A 16,108-nucleotide genomic window follows, 5' to 3' on the forward strand; every position below is an offset into this window, starting at 1 on the left:
TGGATTTCACCTGCAGTTGCCACCCGCAGGCAGACACTTGCGCCATACCGGAGCACAGGAGATGGCCATGAAGACCTCGACCCGATTGATGGTGCTGGGCACCCTGCTGGCGGCCTCGTCCGTCGCTGGCGCACAGAATTACGGCCCGCGTGATGAAGGGCGCAAGTTCAACGATGGCAGCCGCGTGGTCTGCAAGAACGTGGAAGTGCAGCGCAATACCCGCGATCCCAACCGCATCACCGGTACCGCCACCGGCGCCGTGGTCGGTGGTCTGCTGGGCAACCAGGTAGGCGGCGGCAACGGCAAGAAGCTGGCAACCGTGGCCGGTGCCGTGGCGGGCGGCGCAGCCGGCCGGCAGATCCAGGGCAACCATCAGCAGAAGACCGGCGACCGTGTGGTCGAGCGCCGTTGTGAACGCGTCTACCGCTGATCCCCCATGCGATAACCCCTTCCACACTGCTGTACCCCGAACGCCGGCCCTGTGCCGGCGTTCTTCGTTTCCGGTCCCGTTCCGTGAAGCGGGGTGGATGCCTATACTGCGCCGACCTCCAGGGATGAATCGCCAGTGAACGAGTCGAGTGCTGTAGACCGTCGGGAACCGTCCGATGTTGCCGATGCAGTGCCTCGCACGACAGCCAGCTACTCCCGCGTGCGCGACCGCACCGACGAGCTGGAGCTGTTCATTTCCGGCCTGCTTGCCTTCGCGCTGCTGGCCGTGCCGGGTTACCTGTTCGATGCCTGGGCGCGCAGCAGCCTGCATACCGAAGGGGTCTATTTCCAGGCGCTGTGGTTCGCCTTCAGCATCGGCGTCGGCATGTGCTACGTGCTGGCGGTGGCCTTGATCATCCACCTGGCGGTGCGCGGCTACTGGATCGGCCTGATCGGCCTGAAATCGCACTTCCCCAAAGGCATCGACTGGGATCGACTGACGATGCTGGGGCCGTTCTCACGTGCGTTCCTGAAGCAGCGCGACGGTGGGCTCGACGGCACCATCGAACGCGCAGACCGGCTTGCCACCATGCTGTTCTCGACCACGCTGCTGTGCGTGCAGACCCTGGCCGGCACGCTGGTGGTGGCGATTGTCTCGCTCGGCGTGGCGATGGCCATCGGTGCCGCCTTCGGCGATGTCGATCGCATCACGCTGGCGATCGTTGCGGTGCTGATGGTCTGCCTGCTCGGTCTGGCGATGGTGCCGATGCTGCTGGAGAAGTCGATTGCGCGGCGACACGCGCGGGGCCTGGACACCGCACGGCAGGAGAAGCGGCTGCAGTCGGTGCTGGCTGGCCTGCAGCGGGTGCCGATGCTGCGCCTGCTGCAGACCATGCAGTGGACCCTGCAGAGCAACCTGCGCAGTCGCTCGTTCACCGTGATCTATATATCGGCGGTAATGCTGGCGATGGTGCTCGCCGCCCTGCAGGTGTACGGCTCGATGAAGTTCTCGTTGTTCAACCGCTACAGCGTGGTGACCGAAGAAGCGGTGGACCACGGCATGCTGGGCGCGCACTACGAATCGCTGCGCTCGGCGCACGACCAGCTGCTGCCCTATCCGATGATTCCGGCCGATACCATCAGTGCATCGCGGTTGCGGCTGTTCATTCCGCACCGTCCGCAGCGTGACAATCCGGTAGCACGGCAGCGCTGTGCCGGTGGTGCCCGCAACGAAGCGCAGGGTGCACAGGCGGCGACAGCGGCGGTGAACTGCATGGCACTGCTGTGGACGGTGCAGCTGGATGGCGGCAGGGTCGACCTGCATGATTTCGTGCCGATGGAGCGCCGCGACCTGGACATGCGCGGACTGGTGGGCTACTTGCCGATGGCGGACCTGAAACCGGGCAGGCATGACCTGCGACTGGTCTGGAACGCCGACGGCGGCGAACGTGGGCCCAGCCGCCGTCGCGAATACAGCATCCCGTTCTGGTACGCACCAGAGCCGTAAAAGGGGACGGAGGCGAGCAAGTCGTTTTCCTCCTTCGTGCCCATTAGGACTTGATCCCCTCCGTCCCCTTTTTGCTGTGCAGCCGCCAGAGGGCGAGGGCGCTGTACAGCACCAGCAGCACGGCCAGTGTGATCAGTTCGTGGCTGACCTCAGCCAGGCTGGCGTCCATCTGGTTCAGGCGCACCATCAGGTTGATGCCCGAAGTGGTGGGCAGCAGTTGCGCCAGCCACACCAGTGGCCGCGGGGTCATCACCGCCGGCCAGGACAGGCTGGCCAGGAAGAACAGCGGGATGGAGGTGGCGATGATGTACTGGAAGGCGCGTTCGCGGGTGCGGAAAAAGCTGCCGACGAACAGGCCGAACGCTACCGTGGCAGCGATGAACAGCGTACCGCCCAGCAGCTGGCCGAGCGGGTTGCCGCCACGCGGATAGTCCTGCACCCAGGCGGTGAATCCGGCGTACCAGAACAGCCCGAACAGCCCGATCAGGCCGAAGCCGAGCGCCATGCCGGTCAGAGTGGGAAGGTCGAACCGCAGGCGCCGGCCCAGCACCAGGCGGCGACCGCCGAGCAGGACGCCGATACCCATCAGCAGTGTCTGATGCACGATCAGTTCGGCCACGCCGGGCACGATCGCGCTGCCGTAGCCTTCCTGCGTATTGAACAGCGGCCGCTGCACGAGGGTGACTGGTGGTGCCTGAGGCGCGCCCATGAACGCGGCCTGGGTGACCGCTGCTTCGCGGCCGAACGCACCCAGTGCATCTGCCACGCTGCCCAGCACCCAGCTGGCGCGGCCGAGATAGGCGCCATTGCCGAGCAGTACCAGCTTGGCCGGATGGCCACGCAGGATGTCGCGTTCCAGGTTGGCCGGGATCAGCACGATGCCTTCGGCATGACCTGCCTCCAGCTGTGCACGCGCTTCCTGCAGGTCGGCCGGTTGCCCGACCACATGGGCCACGCGCAGCGAATCGAGCTTGCGCAGCAGTTCGCGGCTGGTCGCGCTGTGGTCTTCATCGACCACCAGCACGGGCAGGTTGCCGGCCACCTGGTGGCGATAGGCGGCGGGGTAGAAGAACGAGTACAGAATCACCGCGCCGACCATCACCACGATCGCATAGCGGTCGCAGAGCACGGCCAGCAGGGTCTGCCGCAGGCTGTGCCAGATCCTGCTCATGCGCCCGCTCCAGCGGGTTGCGCGGCCTGCGGCGTGCGCGCGAACGCCAGCAGGCGCCAGCCGCCGATGCCGCCGGCGACCACGATCATCAGCAGCAGCGTGGCCAGTGGCCACAGCGACACGGCCAGTGGCGAGCCGATGAACTGCTGCTGGGTCTGCAGCTTGATGTAGGCGCTGAGTGGCAGCAGCAGGTGCCAGACGCGGGTGAACAACGGTGCGTCGATCACCGGGAACGTGGCGCTGGAAAAGGCCAGCGCGGTGCCGATGCTCAGGCCCACGGCAGACAGGGCCGTGCCCATGTCGCGGGTGACGCCAACGAAGAACAGTGCATAGGCCGCGGTGGCCAAGTAGAACAGCGGCTGCGCGAGCAGCAGCAGAACCACACTGCCGGCGATGCCGTCGCCGCGCAGCCAGGCCAGGTAGGCCGCGCCCAGCGCGCCGTACAACGAGAACAGCAGGACGTAGGGCAGCACCTTGCCGGTAATGGCCGACCACGGCGCGTGGCCCAGCCAGGCGGGCAGGGTGCCGTCGCGGATTTCGCGGCCGAGGCTGCCGGCCACCGCCAACGCCAGTACCAGCGACAGTACCGCCGGGAAGATCAGCGGCAGCAGGAACAGCTCGTAGCTGCGTGCCGGATTGAACAGGATGTCCGACTGCACCGCGATGGGCGCGGCACGCAACTTGCCCGGCCCGACCTGCAGGCCGATGCGTTCGCGCAGGAGGCGCGCGTTCCATGCCGATACCGCATCGCCGATATCACGCGCTGCGGACTGACCGGTGGTCATGTAGGTGGCGTTGTAATAGGAAAATACCGTGCCCTGGCGGCCGCGCAACGCCTGGCGGGTCACATCGCGCGGCACCAGCACCACTGCGAACACCTCCAGCCGGCGCAGCTGCGCGCGCGCTTCCTCCATGCCAGCCGGTTGGCTGGCGATGCGCACACCGGGACTGGCGTCGAGCATGCGCAGCAGCAGGCGGCTGTCGCTGCTGTGGTCCAGGTCGACCACGGCAATCGGCACGTCACGCATCACCGATGCGGAGAACATCCAGGCCATCACCACCAGCATCAACAGCGGCAGCACGGTGACCAGCGCAAGGTCTGCACGGTTGCTGCGCAACCGGCGCAGTTCGCGCTGCCATGAGCCGCCGAAGCCGCCGCGGTCGGTATTCAGTGCTGCGGCCATGCGAACAGCACGCTCATGCCGGGGCGGAAGCCCTCGATGCGGCGTACCGGGCGCACCCGCACTTCAAAGCTGCGCACGTCATAGCCCGATGACTGACGGGTGGTGCGCCAGGTGGCGTAGTCGCCCGCGGGATTGATGAAATAGACCTCGAACTCGTCGTCCTTGCCGAGCGCCGGCACGCTGCCACGCAGCTTGCTACCGACCTTCAGGCCCTGCATCTGCGATTCGCGCAGGTTCATCGACACCCACATGCGGTCGATATCGACCAGGGTGAACACCGGGTAGCCGGCCGGGACCAGTTCGCCCGGGTCGGCCATGCGCTTGTTGATCTCACCGGCCACCGGTGCGCGACCTTCCACTTCAACGCGTGCGGCGTTGACTTCCGCCACCGCGCCCTGCGCCTGCTGCACCTGACCTTGTGCGGCACGCTTGTCCTGCTCGCGCGCACCGGCCAACGCCATGTCGTACTGGGCGCGGGCGGCACGGGCGAGTTCGCGTGAGCTGGTGGCCTGGGCAGCGGCTTCGTCGCGCTTCTGCCGGGTCATCACCCCTTCGTTGAACAGGTTCTGCACGCGCTGATAGGTGGCTTCGGCGAGGGTGGCGCCGGCTTCGGCGCGCTTCCAGTTGGCTTCGGCCGCGCGGATGTCTTCGCTGCGTGCGCCGTCGTTGGCCTTGTCGGCCACCGCCTGCGCCGCGGCCAGCGCGCCGTGCGCCTGCTGTTCCTTGGCCGCCACTTCGGGGCTGTCGAGCAGGAACAGCACCTGCCCAGCCTGGACGCGATCGCCCTCGCGCACCTTCAGTTCGGCCACGCGCGCGGTGATCTTGGCCGACACGTTGAGGGTGTCGGCGTCTGCCATGCCCTGGATCTGGTCGGCGGGGCTGCGCCAGGCCAGCCACAGGCCCAGCACCACCGCCACCAGCAACACCACCAGCAGAATCGGCCCCAGCCGGCGCTTGCCCGGGGGCGTCGTTGCTTCGTCGTGCAACACATCACTCATGATCGATCACCTCGTCTGCACGCCGCCGATAGTCTTCGAAGCGGTCCATCTGTCCACTCACCTCAAGCAACTGCGCCAAGGCGATATCGTATTGGTAGGCCGCCTGCGCACGTTCGACGCGGGCGCCGCCGAGGCCGAGCCGCGCATCGATCACGTCCAGTGAGGTGGCCTGGCCTTCGCGGAAGGCCAGCTCCTGCAGGCGCAGGTTCTCGTCGGCCTGGGCGATGCTGCTGTCCAGCAGCACGAACTGCTGGCGTGCGGTTTCCAGCTCGTTCCAGGCTTTGCGCACACCGAGTGCGACCTGGTTCTCGGCCTCGCGCAGGCCGGCCTCGGCCTGCTCCTGCTGCGCGCGTGCGGCGCTGATCTGTGCCGGTCGCGAGTTCGGCGACAGGAAGGTGTACTTCAGGCCGATGCCGAACGCCCAGTCCGGATCGGTCAGCATTTCGTCGCGGCGCCGGAAGTCGTACTGGCCGAACAGGAATATCGTTGGCTTGAGCTTGGCCTGCTGCACGCGCACGCCCTGTTCGGCCTGCGCGACGATCGCCCGCAGGCGCGCGATCTGCGGCTGCCGTGCCTGCGCGGTGCGCTCGAAGCTGGCGACCGGTTCCAGAGGCGCGCGCTGCACGAACAGCGGTGACAGCGGCTGCACATCGCCGCCACTGCGCAGCAGGGTGGCCAGTGCAGCCTTCAGCGTGGCCAGGTCATTGAGCGTCTTCTGGTATTCGCGCTCGGCCTTGTCGCGGGCGACGGTAGCCTGCAGGCGCTGCGCGCGGGTAGCGAAGCCTTCGCGTTCCAGCTTTTCGGCATCGGACAGGTGGCGGTTCAAACCATCGCGCACATCGCGGCGCACGACTACGGCCTGCTCGGCCAGGCGCTGGCCGAAATATGCCTGGGCCAGCTGCACGGTCAGTGACTGTCGCTGCGCTTCGCGCTCGGCGCTGGCCTGTTCGCTGGCGGCACCGGCAGCACGCTGCGCGGCGGGAATCAGGCCGCCGGTGTACAGCGGCAGCACTGCGGTGACCGCCGGCCGCGTGCGCCAATCGCGTTCGGTGAACGACAGCGGCGAGTCGATGCCATAGGCCTCTGCCACCGGTGCCAGTGAGCCCAGCGGCAGGGTCAGGGTCTTCTGGAACTGCAGCCGGCGCACTTCGCCGGTGATCTCTGGCAGGCGCAGCAGGCGGGTGGCTTCCTGCAGTTCTTCCTTGTTGCGCACGCCGGCATCAGCAGCGGCCAGCGCGTCGGAGACCTGTTCCAGCCGCTGCCGCGCCTGTTCCCATTCCAGTGCGGGAGGCGCGCTGGTCTGCGCCGCTGCAGCCAGCGGCAGGCTCGCCAGCAGGGCCAGGCCGGCAGCGCCGAGTGCGCGGTGCATCCTTGTCCGTGGGCAGCTCAGGCGCATGCCGTTCCTGTAGTGAAGAAGTGGGCAAACGGTAGTGGTCCGTGCGTGAAGCCGGGGTCTGCGGTGGTCTGGATCATGCTCTTTTCAACGTAAGGTGTTGCCAGCGGCGGTGCGCAGCGCCAGGGTGATGTGCTGCAGCGTGCTTGAACGCACGGCGGCATGCTGCCAGAACAAGGGTACGTCGAGCCAGCGACGAGGTTCCAGCACCACCACCTGCCCGGCCTGTACTGCTGGCGTGACCAGCGCCTCTGGCGCCAGGCACCAGCCGAGTCCTCGTGCGGCAGCATCGACGAAGCCAGTGGAGGAGGGCAGGTAGTGCACGGGCGGTTGCAGGCGTGCGCGGGTCAGCCTGCGCAGGAAGCGCCATTGCAGTTCATCCTTGCGGTTGAACACGATCATCGGCGCCGACGCCAATGCGTCGGCCTGCATGCCCTTGCTGAAGTGGCGCCGCGCAAAGGCCGGTGAGGCGATGGCGTGGTAGCGCATCGCGCCCAGCGGATGTACGTTGCAGCCCTTCAGGGGTTTGCGTTCGGCGGTGACCGCGCCCAGCACGCTGCCGTTGCGCAGCAGTTCCAGGGTGTGGTCCTGGTCGTCCATGCGCAGGTCGAACAGGTAGCCGTGGCGCTGGTGCAGCTCGGCGATGGCGGCGACGAACCAGGTGTCCAGCGAATCGTCGTTGACCGCCAACGGAATCGGCGTGCGGGTGGCATCGCTGCCGCGGTCCGGCAACAGTTCGGCCAACGCTTCGGCCTGCAGCGCCTGCATCGGCCGCACCCGCCGCAGCAGTACTTCGCCGGCAGCGGTAGGCCGGCATGGCGCCTGCCGTACCACCAGCACCTGGCCCAGCCGGTCCTCAAGCGCCTTGATCCGTTGCGACAACGCCGACGGACTGATCGACAGGCGGCGTGCGGCGGCCTCGAAGCTGCCTTCTTCGAGCACCGCGGTGAAGGCGCTCAACTGCGGATGTACCAGGTCCACGCGGTGCCTCTTCAGTTTTTCTGCACAGGATAAAGAAAAACCAGCTGGCCTTAACGGGTCAGTTGGTCGCACCCTGCGCCTCCTTTCACGGTGGAGAGCGTCGGATGTGGATTGCTGCGGCCTTGGCCGGCCTGTTTGCGGGGGCTGGCCTGATCATCGCCATTGGTGCCCAGAACGCCTTCGTGCTGCGGCAGGGCCTGCAGCGGCGCTACGTGGGCATGGTGGTGCTGGCCTGCATGGGCGCGGACATCGCGCTGATCCTGGCCGGCGTGGGCGGCATGGGAGCGCTGGTGCTGCAGTGGCCGTTGCTGTTGCAGGTGCTGCGCTTCGGCGGGGCCGCCTTCCTGCTGTGCTATGGCCTGCAGGCCGGGCTGCGCGCATGGCGCGGTGGCAGCGCGCTGGCCGCGGCTGATGCCAGTGGTGGCAGCCGGCGGCAGGTGCTGCTGGCCTGCCTGGCCTTCACCCTGCTCAACCCGCACGTCTACCTGGATACGATGGTGTTGCTGGGCAGCCTGTCCACGCGCTATCCGGGTGAGCTGCGCTGGGCGTTCGCGGCGGGCGCCTGCGTGGCCAGCGTGCTCTGGTTCTGCGGGCTGGGATTCGGCGCCCGGTTGCTGCAGCCGGTGTTCCGCAACGCGGCAGCGTGGCGGGTGCTGGATGCAGGCGTGGCGGCCTTCATGCTGTGCCTCGCGCTGCTGTTGCTGCTGCGTCCGCTCTAGGCCGCGTCCACCGCGCACAACGGGGTTTCATCGGGGCGCAGGGTCAGCACGCGCACACCGGTACGGGTCACGGCCACGGTGTGCTCGAACTGCGCCGACAGCTTGCCGTCGCGGGTGTACACCGGCCATTCGTCGGGCTGCTGGCGGATCGCAGGTTTGCCCTGGTTGAGCATCGGCTCGATGGTGAACACCATGCCTTCCTGCAGTTCCATGCCGGTGCCGGCATGGCCGTAATGCAGGATCTGCGGCTCCTCGTGCATTTCCTGGCCGATACCGTGGCCGCAGTATTCCTTCACCACGCTGTAGCCATGGCTGCGGGCATGGCGGGCGATGGCGTGGCCGATATCGCCCAGGCGCGCGCCGGGCCGCACAGCAGCGATGCCCTTCCACATGGCCTGGTAGGTCACCTGCACCAGCTTGCGTGCGGCGTAGTCGACTTCACCCACCAGATACGTGGTGCTGGAATCGGCGATGTAGCCGTTCTTCTCCAGCGTGATGTCGAGGTTGACGATCTGGCCATTGCGCAGCACATCGTCAGCCGACGGCATGCCATGGCAGATGACGTTGTCGATCGAGGCGTTGAGCACGTACGGGAACCCGTACTGGCCTTTGCTGGCGGGCCGTGCCTGCAGGTCGTCGACGATCATGCGTTCGACGATGTCGTTGATCTCCAGCGTGCTGCGGCCCTGCAGCGGCAGTGCGTCGAGCATCGCGAAGACCTGCGCCAGCAGTCGTCCAGACTCGGCCAGGCGGTCAATCTCGTCGGCGCGCTTGATCATGGCCATCGGCTCAGGCCCGCCCGGGTGCAAGCAGCTGCGGCTGCACGCCGGCGGCGCGCAGTTCGCTGGCGACGACGTCCTGGAAGCTCAGGGTCGGGTTCATCTCGCACAGCATGCCGACCCGGATCCAGAACGTGGCCTGGGCGTTGATCGAGCGGTTGGAGACGGTGCAGGCACGGCGCAGCTGGTCGTGCAGGGTGTCATCGATGTTGACGATGCCCATGGGAGTTCTCGACAAGGAATATACGAAGCGTATACGAAATGTATATTCCCGCTCAAGCTAGGGGCGTTCAGCCAGCGTCCGTGGCGAAGCGCAGGCGGTTGCCGTCCGGATCGACGATCAGCATTTCGCGGCTTCCCCAATCCGTATCGTGTGGCGGCTGCTCGATGGGTACCCCCGCAGCGCTGAACGCGCGGTGCAGGGCATCGACGTCGGCGACGATGAAATACACCGCGCCGCCCACTTCGCAGTCACCGCTGTGTTCGGTCAGGAAGATCGTCTGGCCCTCGCGGGTGAGCTGGGCGAACAGTGGGAAGCCGGGTTCGAAGCGGTGCTCCCAGTCGACGAGGAAGCCCAGGCCCTGCACGTAGAACGGCAGGCTGGTATCGGCATGGCGCATGCGCAGCTGCGGGATGACGGTCTGGGGCATGACGGCGGCTCCGGGGGCGGGAACCCAGTGTAGTGCCGGCCGCCGGCCGGCATTATCCCGCTCAGCAGGCAGTCGGCACTGCCGCCATCGCCGCCAGCAGTTCGCGGTTCACCTGCTGGTGCTGCTGCTGCCATGCGGGCAGCTCATCGGCGCTGATGTCGGGTTGCCCATCCAGCGACGACAACCAGCGCTTGAAACGGCTCTGGTAGTTGGCCAGTGACACCTCGCCGGTGATATCGCTGCCCACCAGTCCACCCGTGCGCAGGGCCTCGATCACCATCAGTGCGTGTTCAAGCTGGAAGCGGCCCTGGTCCCAGTTGCTGCGCGCTACCTCTTCAGCGAACACGTCCTTGTCGATCGACAGATAGGTGGGCCGCGGCGCCTGCGCCTGTTCGGCGGCGAACGCGGCGACCAGCGCCTCGGGATGCTCGAAGCGGCGGAAGGCACCTGCCATGCCCATGCGGCTGGCCCAGCCCACATCCACATCCATGCACCAGTAGGTCAGCCGTCGCCCCAGCAAGGGCCGCCAGTGGTTCTCCCACGCATGGCCCCGGCCGATATCGGTGGAGGTGATGCCCAGTACATGCACATGCGATACCTGCGGCAACGCGGCGGCGGCATTCACCCAGGAACCGCAGTGCATGCCGAAGGGAAAGCGCATATTGTCCGGGTGGTTGTCCAGTACCACCAGCTGGAACGGGGGGCGTGTGTGCAGGCGCTGCAGCAGTGGCAGGCTGAGATGGTGGAAGTCGCCGCTGCCGAGCATCACCGTGCCGAGTTGTGCCGGCAACGGCAACAGAACGTCATTGGCGAAGCGTGACAGCGTGGTGTTGCGGCAGGCAAAACGCAGCGGGTCATGCCAGTGCTGCAGCGCGAGCGTGCGTGCCTGCGGCAACGGCAGTACGCCACCATCGAGGTCGAGGATCAGCGGGGGACGCAGCTGCATCGGTCAACCCCCTCCATCCGGCTCAGCCTGCAGGTGCGGGGCCAGCCTGCGCAGGACGGCGCGCAGCAGGGGCGAGCGCGCGTGCACCGCATGCACGGTGGAAGTGAAGCGGGCACCCAGTTCGGCCTTGATGCGGGAATCGGTCCAGCCGGCGACGTAGTGGCTGAGGCCGTGCTGCATCGCGTACTCCAGGTTGTGCATCCAGCTGACCGAGTACAGGTTGTGGTCGCGCGACTGCGGATAGGACAGGCCGATGTACTTGTCCACCAGCTTGCCGGCGTGCACGTAGCACAGGTTCCAGCCGATCAGCTCGCCGTTGTGGCGGTAGAGGAACAAGCGCCCCTGGCCCTGCGTGTCTGCCAGCAGGTGCTGGAAGAAGGGCAGGTCGAGCTGGTCGAAATGCACGGCGCTCTGTGCATACACCTGCAGGTACAGCGCGTGCAGTTCGGCCTGCAGCCGTGGCTCGGCAAGCGCGGGATCACCGGTGGCGATGCAGTCGATCTGCAGATGGGCACGCGAGCGCAGTTTGCGCCGGATGTTCTTGCGCCGCGCAGTGGACAGGCGCGCCAGGTAGGCGTCGATGTCATCGAAATCGATCGCCACCCATGCCAGTGGCATGCCTTCCAGCTGGATGAACCCACGTTCCAGCAGCGCCTGCAGGAACGCCTGGCTGTGTGCGTTGGCCGCATCGTCCAGCAAGGGCGAATCGATTGCCAGGTCCTTGACCACCAGCAGTCGGCTGTCACCGACGCCGTGGCGCAGCACGTCGTCGGCCAGTGCTGCCGCCGACACATGCGCCGGCAGCGGTGTGTACTCGGTGCTGGTGGTGCCGATGAACCGCGTCTGCCAGGTCAGCCACGGTCGCCACAGGCGTGACAGCGGCAGCCCCAGCAGGCGCGAGCGCAGTGCATCGTCCAGGGTCGTGGTCAGATCCAGCGGTGCACGGAAGCTGGGCAGGCCACTGGGCAGGCGGCTGGCATCGAACCCCAGGGGCGGGTGGGCCAGGAAGCCCTCCAGCAGCGCGGCCGGTTCCAGCGCGGTGCTGGAAACACGCGGGATCATGTCCATGCGGGGCACGGGAACCGGCAGCGCATTGCAGTTCAGCCCTTGGCCTTGGTCAACAGCTGGTCCAGCAGGGTGATCGCCAGATCGATCTCTTCGTAGGTGATGTTCAATGAGGGCGCGAAGGTGATCACGTTCTTGTACCAGCCACCGACATCGAGCACGAGGCCCATGCGCTTGCCGTCGTGCAGCAGGTCGCCGGCCAGGCCGATGTCGACCATGCGGTCCAGCAGCTCACGGTTCGGAGTGAAGCCATCGGCGGCGCAGATTTCTGCACGCAGGGCCAGGCCGAGGCCGTCGACATCGCCGATTTCCGGATGGCGTTTCTGCAGGCCGCGCAGGCCGTCGAGGAAGTAGGCGCCCTTCTCCGGCACGGTGCGCTCGTAGTCCATCTCCTTGCCCAGCTTCAGCACTTCCAGGCCCAAGCGCGTACCCAGCGGATTGGAGTTGAAGGTGGAGTGGGTAGAACCCGGCGGGAACACGGTCGGGTTGATCAGCTCTTCGCGCGCCCACAGGCCCGACAACGGATTGAGGCCGTTGGTCAGCGCCTTGCCGAACACCAGCACGTCCGGGGTGACATCGAAGTGCTCGATGGCCCACAGCTTGCCGGTGCGCCAGAAGCCCATCTGGATCTCATCGACGACCATCAGGATGCCGTACTTGTCCAGCACGCGCTTGAGTCCCTTGAAGAAGTTGCGCGGCGGAATGACATAGCCGCCGGTGCCCTGGATCGGCTCGACGTAGAACGCGGCGTACTCGGCCTGGCCGACCTTGGGATCCCACACACCGTTGTACTCGCTTTCGAACAGGCGCTCGAACTGGTGCACGCAGTGGTCGGAGTACTCGTCCGGGGTCATGCCCTTCGGGCGACGGAACGGATACGGGAACGGGATGAACATCGCGCGTTCGCCGAAGTGGCCGTAACGACGGCGGTAGCGATAGCTGGAGGTGATCGACGAGGCACCGAGGGTGCGGCCGTGGTAGCCGCCTTCAAACGCGAACATCAGGCTCTTGCCGTTGCGCGCGTTGCGGACGATCTTCAGTGAGTCCTCCACCGCCTGCGCACCACCGACGTTGAAGTGCACGCGGCCATCGAGGCCGAACTTCTCGTGCATGTCCACCGCGATGGTCTTGGCCAGCTGCACGCGCGTGGGGTGCAGGTACTGGCTGGCGACCTGCGGCAGGGTGTCGATCTGGTCCTTCAGCGCATTGTTCAGGCGCTGGTTGGCGTAACCGAAGTTGCACGCCGAGTACCACATCTGCAGATCGAGGTACGGGGTGCCGGCGGCGTCGAACATGTAGCTGCCTTCGCAGCGCTGGAAGATCTTCGGCGGATCGACGTAGTGCACGGTGTCGCCGAAGGAGCTGTAGCGGGCTTCGTCTGCCAGCAGCTGCGCATCGGTGATGGCGGCATCGGCGTTCTTGTCAAAAATATTCATCGGTTCGGTTCCGGAGAGGGCATTCGAATGAAGCAACGGGCGGAGCGATCAGGCGGTGGCGAGCAGCCGCGGAAGCGAGGGCTGAAGCAGGCTGCCGTCGAGCAGGCGCGGCAGCAGCGCAGTAGCGTCGTGGAAGGTGTCGATGGCAGCGTGGGGAATGCCGGCGTTGGTGCAATGGGCGATCAGGCGACGCTTGGCGAACACGAAATCGGCGTGTTCGGAGACACAGAAATCCGAGGCGCCATCGCCGATCATCAGCACGCGGGGCGCTTCGTCGGCACGTGCCTGCGCTGCGCAGGTGCACTTGCAGGTACCGCTGCGGCAGCCTTCGGCCTGGTAAGGGGATTCAAGCTGCCAATGGCCGTCACACCAGCGCAGGTGGTTGGCCACGACAGGCAGCGGTGGCAGACCATGGTTGGCAAGGATGCGATGGATCGCGTAGTCCAGGCCGTCGCTGACGATGCGCAGTGGCAGACCCAATGCGTGTGCGCGATTGACGAAGGCGGCGAAGCCCGGATCGATGCGTACCTGGTCCAGGTGTGCATCGAGGGTGGCCGGATCCAGCTTCAGCAGGCGGACCTGGCCCTGCATGCATTCACGCGAGCCGATCTCACCCGAACGCCACTGATCTTCCAGCTGCTGCCAACCGGGCTGGCCGAACTTTTCCAACAGTGAATCGATGACGTCCTCGAGGCTGATGGTGCCATCGAAGTCACACAGGATGCTCCATTGCATGGGCAGCTCCGTCGATGAAGAGAGGCCTTGGCACGATGCCGGCGACGGGGCCAATGTAGGCAGGCCGTCTTTCTCGTTCCTTTCCGCCTGAAAGCTCGAATGGAGGCGCTCGGGAAGCGTTCAGCCAGTGACGCGGCGCAGGCCTCGCCGGGCTTCAGCTGCTACTGGCCTGCCAGTACCTTCACGATCTCGCGGGTGTCTGCATGGGTCAGCCAGGGGCTGTTGCCCAGCGTCAGCGAGCGGGCGGCGAAGTCGCGGGCATTGGGTACATCCGCGTCTGCAACGATGCCCCGCAGATAGGCGTAGTCCGGCAAGGCGTGGATGAACATGCGGCTGACACCCAAGCCGCGCTGCCACAGCGCGGACAGCGCTTTGTCACGTGCGCGTTCGCTGGGCAGCAGCAGCATCAGCATCGGCCAGGTGCCCTGGGTGCCTGGCATTCCGTCCACCACTTCAACGGCGGGCAGCGACTCCAGCTGCACGCGCAGCTGCAGCGCACGCAGGCGGGCCGCCTGCAGGAAATCGGGCAGGCGCTGTGCTGCGCGTGCACCGACGTTCTGCCGCCAGCGGCTGACGCGATGCTGCGGAATATCCAGTGGAAATACGTCACCCACAGCAGCTTCCAGGTCGCCGCTGCGCAGGGCCCGCCGCAGCGGATTTCCATATGCCAGCGACAGCAGCGAAGGGCGGTAGCAGGCCGCCAGGCCCAGCAGCTGCAGGCTGCGGGTCAGTTCCCAGCACAGGTTGAAGGGCGTGTGTCCTGCGGCCTGTTCGATCAATGCCGCACGCAGTTCCTCGTCGCGCGTCAGCAGCAGGCCACCTTCATGCAGGCTCAGGCCCTTGCCGGCGGCCAGGCTGAAGAAGCCGATATCACCGCGCAGGCCGACGCTGTTGCCGGCCACGCGTGCACCCAGTGCCTGCGCAGCGTCCTCGATCACCCATGCGCCGACGCGGTGCGCAATGGTACATGCGCGATCAACATCGGCGATTCGCCCGCCCAGATGCGTGGGCACGATCGCCAGCGTGCGCGCATCGGCGGCGGCGTGCAGTGCCACCGGGTCGAAATCGAAGTGGTCGCGGCGGGTGTCGCACAGTTGCACGCGCAGGCCCAGACTGTGCACGGCAATCGGCACCAGTGGGCAGGTATAGGCCGGCAGGATCACCGTATCGCGCTGCGGCGCGCGCCTGCGCAGGGTGCGCAGGGCGATCAGCAGGGCGTGGGTGCCCGAGCAGGTCAGCTGCAGCGGCGGCGTGTCCAGCTGCTCGGCGAGAATCGCGCACAGGTCACCGCCACCGGGAAGGAAATCGCCGGCCTGCAGCGGCAGGCCGGCGGTAGGGGGCAGCTCGCGCGACAGCAGGCTCACGGGGCGGGTTCGGTTGCAGCGTGCGGATCATCCGCTTCGGCACGGCCCAGGCAGATGATGCCGGCCACGATGAGTACCGCACCGATCAGGTGATGCAGCGTCAACGGTTCGTGCAGCAGCCACGCCGACAGCAGCAGCACGCTGATCACTTCCAGGTGCGAGGCCGCGAACGCAGGGCCGATCGGCGCGTGCCGCAGCAGGCTCATCCAGGTGAAGAATGCGCCGACGTAACCGAGCATCGCGCCGTACACCCAGGGTTGTGACAGCACGCGCAGCAGCCACGCGGTATTGGCCTCGACCGGCAGCGCGGCGTCGCCGGCATATTTGAAGCACAGCTGGGCCAGGGTGTCGAAGGCCATCAGCAGCGGGAAGCCGACCAGGTACAACCGCCTCATGTTCCGGCTCCGACCACGGCAACACCGGCACTGACCAGCAGCATGCCGGTCACCCGCAACGGCGTCAGCCGCTCGCGGAACAGGAGGCGGCCGGCAACCATCAACGCGACGATGTTGATCGAGCCGAGCAGTACGCCCTGCGACAACGGTACCAGCGACAGGAAGGCGATCCAGGCGACGAATTCAAGTACGTAGCAGGCGATGCCCAGCCACAGCCAGGGGCGGCCGAACATGTGTTTCCAGCGCTGCAGGCCTTCGCCATCCTGCGGGTCGCTGGCGGCAGCCTTGAAGGCCAACTGGCCGCCGGTGTCGAGCACCACGTTGACCAGCCACAGCAAGGTGGCAAGCGATCCCAT

At 66.6% G+C, this 16,108-nt stretch carries 18 protein-coding genes; 3 read left to right on the forward strand and 15 right to left on the reverse strand.

Annotated features, from left to right (window positions below):
- Positions 1–61 precede the first annotated feature (61 nt).
- Both ACQ5SA_RS08080 and ACQ5SA_RS08085 read left to right on the forward strand, forming a co-directional pair.
- Positions 62–430, forward strand: a complete 369-nt coding sequence (locus ACQ5SA_RS08080; RefSeq protein WP_025873797.1) for a glycine zipper 2TM domain-containing protein — start codon at positions 62–64, stop codon at positions 428–430.
- 219 nt (positions 431–649) lie between these two features.
- Positions 650–1,936 (forward strand): hypothetical protein, encoded by a 1,287-nt coding sequence (locus ACQ5SA_RS08085; RefSeq protein WP_499313910.1) that lies wholly within the window; start codon positions 650–652, stop codon positions 1,934–1,936.
- A gap of 43 nt (positions 1,937–1,979) precedes the next feature.
- Here the strand turns inward: ACQ5SA_RS08085 and ACQ5SA_RS08090 are convergent, their stop codons facing one another.
- From ACQ5SA_RS08090 to ACQ5SA_RS08110, 5 genes are all read right to left on the reverse strand, one after another.
- Complete coding sequence (locus ACQ5SA_RS08090) at positions 1,980–3,107, reverse strand: ABC transporter permease (RefSeq protein ID WP_499313912.1); 1,128 nt, start codon at positions 3,105–3,107, stop codon at positions 1,980–1,982.
- Positions 3,104–4,291, reverse strand: a complete 1,188-nt coding sequence (locus ACQ5SA_RS08095) for an ABC transporter permease (protein ID WP_499313914.1) — start codon at positions 4,289–4,291, stop codon at positions 3,104–3,106. Before ACQ5SA_RS08095 ends, ACQ5SA_RS08090 begins: the two co-directional genes overlap by 4 nt.
- The gene (locus ACQ5SA_RS08100; RefSeq protein WP_499313915.1) at positions 4,276–5,289 is read right to left on the reverse strand and encodes an HlyD family secretion protein; all 1,014 of its coding nucleotides are present in this window, start codon (positions 5,287–5,289) and stop codon (positions 4,276–4,278) included. The genes ACQ5SA_RS08095 and ACQ5SA_RS08100 overlap by 16 nt, the downstream gene beginning before the upstream one ends.
- Positions 5,282–6,658 (reverse strand): TolC family protein, encoded by a 1,377-nt coding sequence (locus ACQ5SA_RS08105; RefSeq protein WP_499313917.1) that lies wholly within the window; start codon positions 6,656–6,658, stop codon positions 5,282–5,284. The genes ACQ5SA_RS08100 and ACQ5SA_RS08105 overlap by 8 nt, the downstream gene beginning before the upstream one ends.
- Before the next feature lie 111 nt (positions 6,659–6,769).
- Positions 6,770–7,663, reverse strand: a complete 894-nt coding sequence (locus ACQ5SA_RS08110) for a LysR family transcriptional regulator ArgP (protein ID WP_499313919.1) — start codon at positions 7,661–7,663, stop codon at positions 6,770–6,772.
- Positions 7,664–7,767: 104 nt separating this feature from the next.
- Between ACQ5SA_RS08110 and ACQ5SA_RS08115 the strand changes: the two genes are divergently transcribed.
- Positions 7,768–8,382, forward strand: a complete 615-nt coding sequence (locus tag ACQ5SA_RS08115; RefSeq protein ID WP_205404839.1) for a LysE/ArgO family amino acid transporter — start codon at positions 7,768–7,770, stop codon at positions 8,380–8,382.
- Here the strand turns inward: ACQ5SA_RS08115 and map are convergent.
- From map to ACQ5SA_RS08165, 10 genes are all read right to left on the reverse strand, one after another.
- Positions 8,379–9,161: a type I methionyl aminopeptidase gene (gene map / locus ACQ5SA_RS08120; RefSeq protein WP_499313921.1), complete on the reverse strand. Its 783-nt coding sequence runs from the start codon at positions 9,159–9,161 to the stop codon at positions 8,379–8,381. The genes ACQ5SA_RS08115 and map overlap by 4 nt on opposite strands.
- A 10-nt stretch (positions 9,162–9,171) precedes the next feature.
- A complete protein-coding gene (locus ACQ5SA_RS08125) occupies positions 9,172–9,384 on the reverse strand; it encodes a ParD-like family protein (RefSeq protein ID WP_025873788.1) in 213 nt (70 codons plus the stop codon).
- A gap of 67 nt (positions 9,385–9,451) precedes the next feature.
- On the reverse strand, positions 9,452–9,811 hold the full coding sequence (locus tag ACQ5SA_RS08130; RefSeq protein ID WP_499313923.1) for a bleomycin resistance protein: 360 nt from the start codon (positions 9,809–9,811) through the stop codon (positions 9,452–9,454).
- A 61-nt stretch (positions 9,812–9,872) separates the two neighbouring features.
- A complete protein-coding gene (locus ACQ5SA_RS08135; protein ID WP_499313924.1) occupies positions 9,873–10,757 on the reverse strand; it encodes a hypothetical protein in 885 nt (294 codons plus the stop codon).
- 3 nt (positions 10,758–10,760) lie between these two features.
- Positions 10,761–11,825, reverse strand: coding sequence for a GNAT family N-acetyltransferase (locus ACQ5SA_RS08140; RefSeq protein WP_499313926.1), 1,065 nt, complete (start codon positions 11,823–11,825; stop codon positions 10,761–10,763).
- A 32-nt stretch (positions 11,826–11,857) separates the two neighbouring features.
- On the reverse strand, positions 11,858–13,258 hold the full coding sequence (locus ACQ5SA_RS08145; protein WP_089239694.1) for an aspartate aminotransferase family protein: 1,401 nt from the start codon (positions 13,256–13,258) through the stop codon (positions 11,858–11,860).
- Positions 13,259–13,306: 48 nt separating this feature from the next.
- Positions 13,307–13,993: an MtnX-like HAD-IB family phosphatase gene (locus ACQ5SA_RS08150; RefSeq protein WP_165376634.1), complete on the reverse strand. Its 687-nt coding sequence runs from the start codon at positions 13,991–13,993 to the stop codon at positions 13,307–13,309.
- A gap of 161 nt (positions 13,994–14,154) precedes the next feature.
- Positions 14,155–15,357: a DegT/DnrJ/EryC1/StrS family aminotransferase gene (locus ACQ5SA_RS08155; RefSeq protein WP_499313928.1), complete on the reverse strand. Its 1,203-nt coding sequence runs from the start codon at positions 15,355–15,357 to the stop codon at positions 14,155–14,157.
- Positions 15,354–15,752 (reverse strand): DMT family transporter, encoded by a 399-nt coding sequence (locus ACQ5SA_RS08160; RefSeq protein ID WP_363730790.1) that lies wholly within the window; start codon positions 15,750–15,752, stop codon positions 15,354–15,356. The genes ACQ5SA_RS08155 and ACQ5SA_RS08160 overlap by 4 nt, the downstream gene beginning before the upstream one ends.
- The gene (locus ACQ5SA_RS08165; protein WP_089239702.1) at positions 15,749–16,108 is read right to left on the reverse strand and encodes an EamA family transporter; all 360 of its coding nucleotides are present in this window, start codon (positions 16,106–16,108) and stop codon (positions 15,749–15,751) included. Before ACQ5SA_RS08165 ends, ACQ5SA_RS08160 begins: the two co-directional genes overlap by 4 nt.

The sequence above is a fragment of the Stenotrophomonas indicatrix genome (assembly GCF_050573115.1).
Classification (GTDB): domain Bacteria; phylum Pseudomonadota; class Gammaproteobacteria; order Xanthomonadales; family Xanthomonadaceae; genus Stenotrophomonas; species Stenotrophomonas lactitubi_A.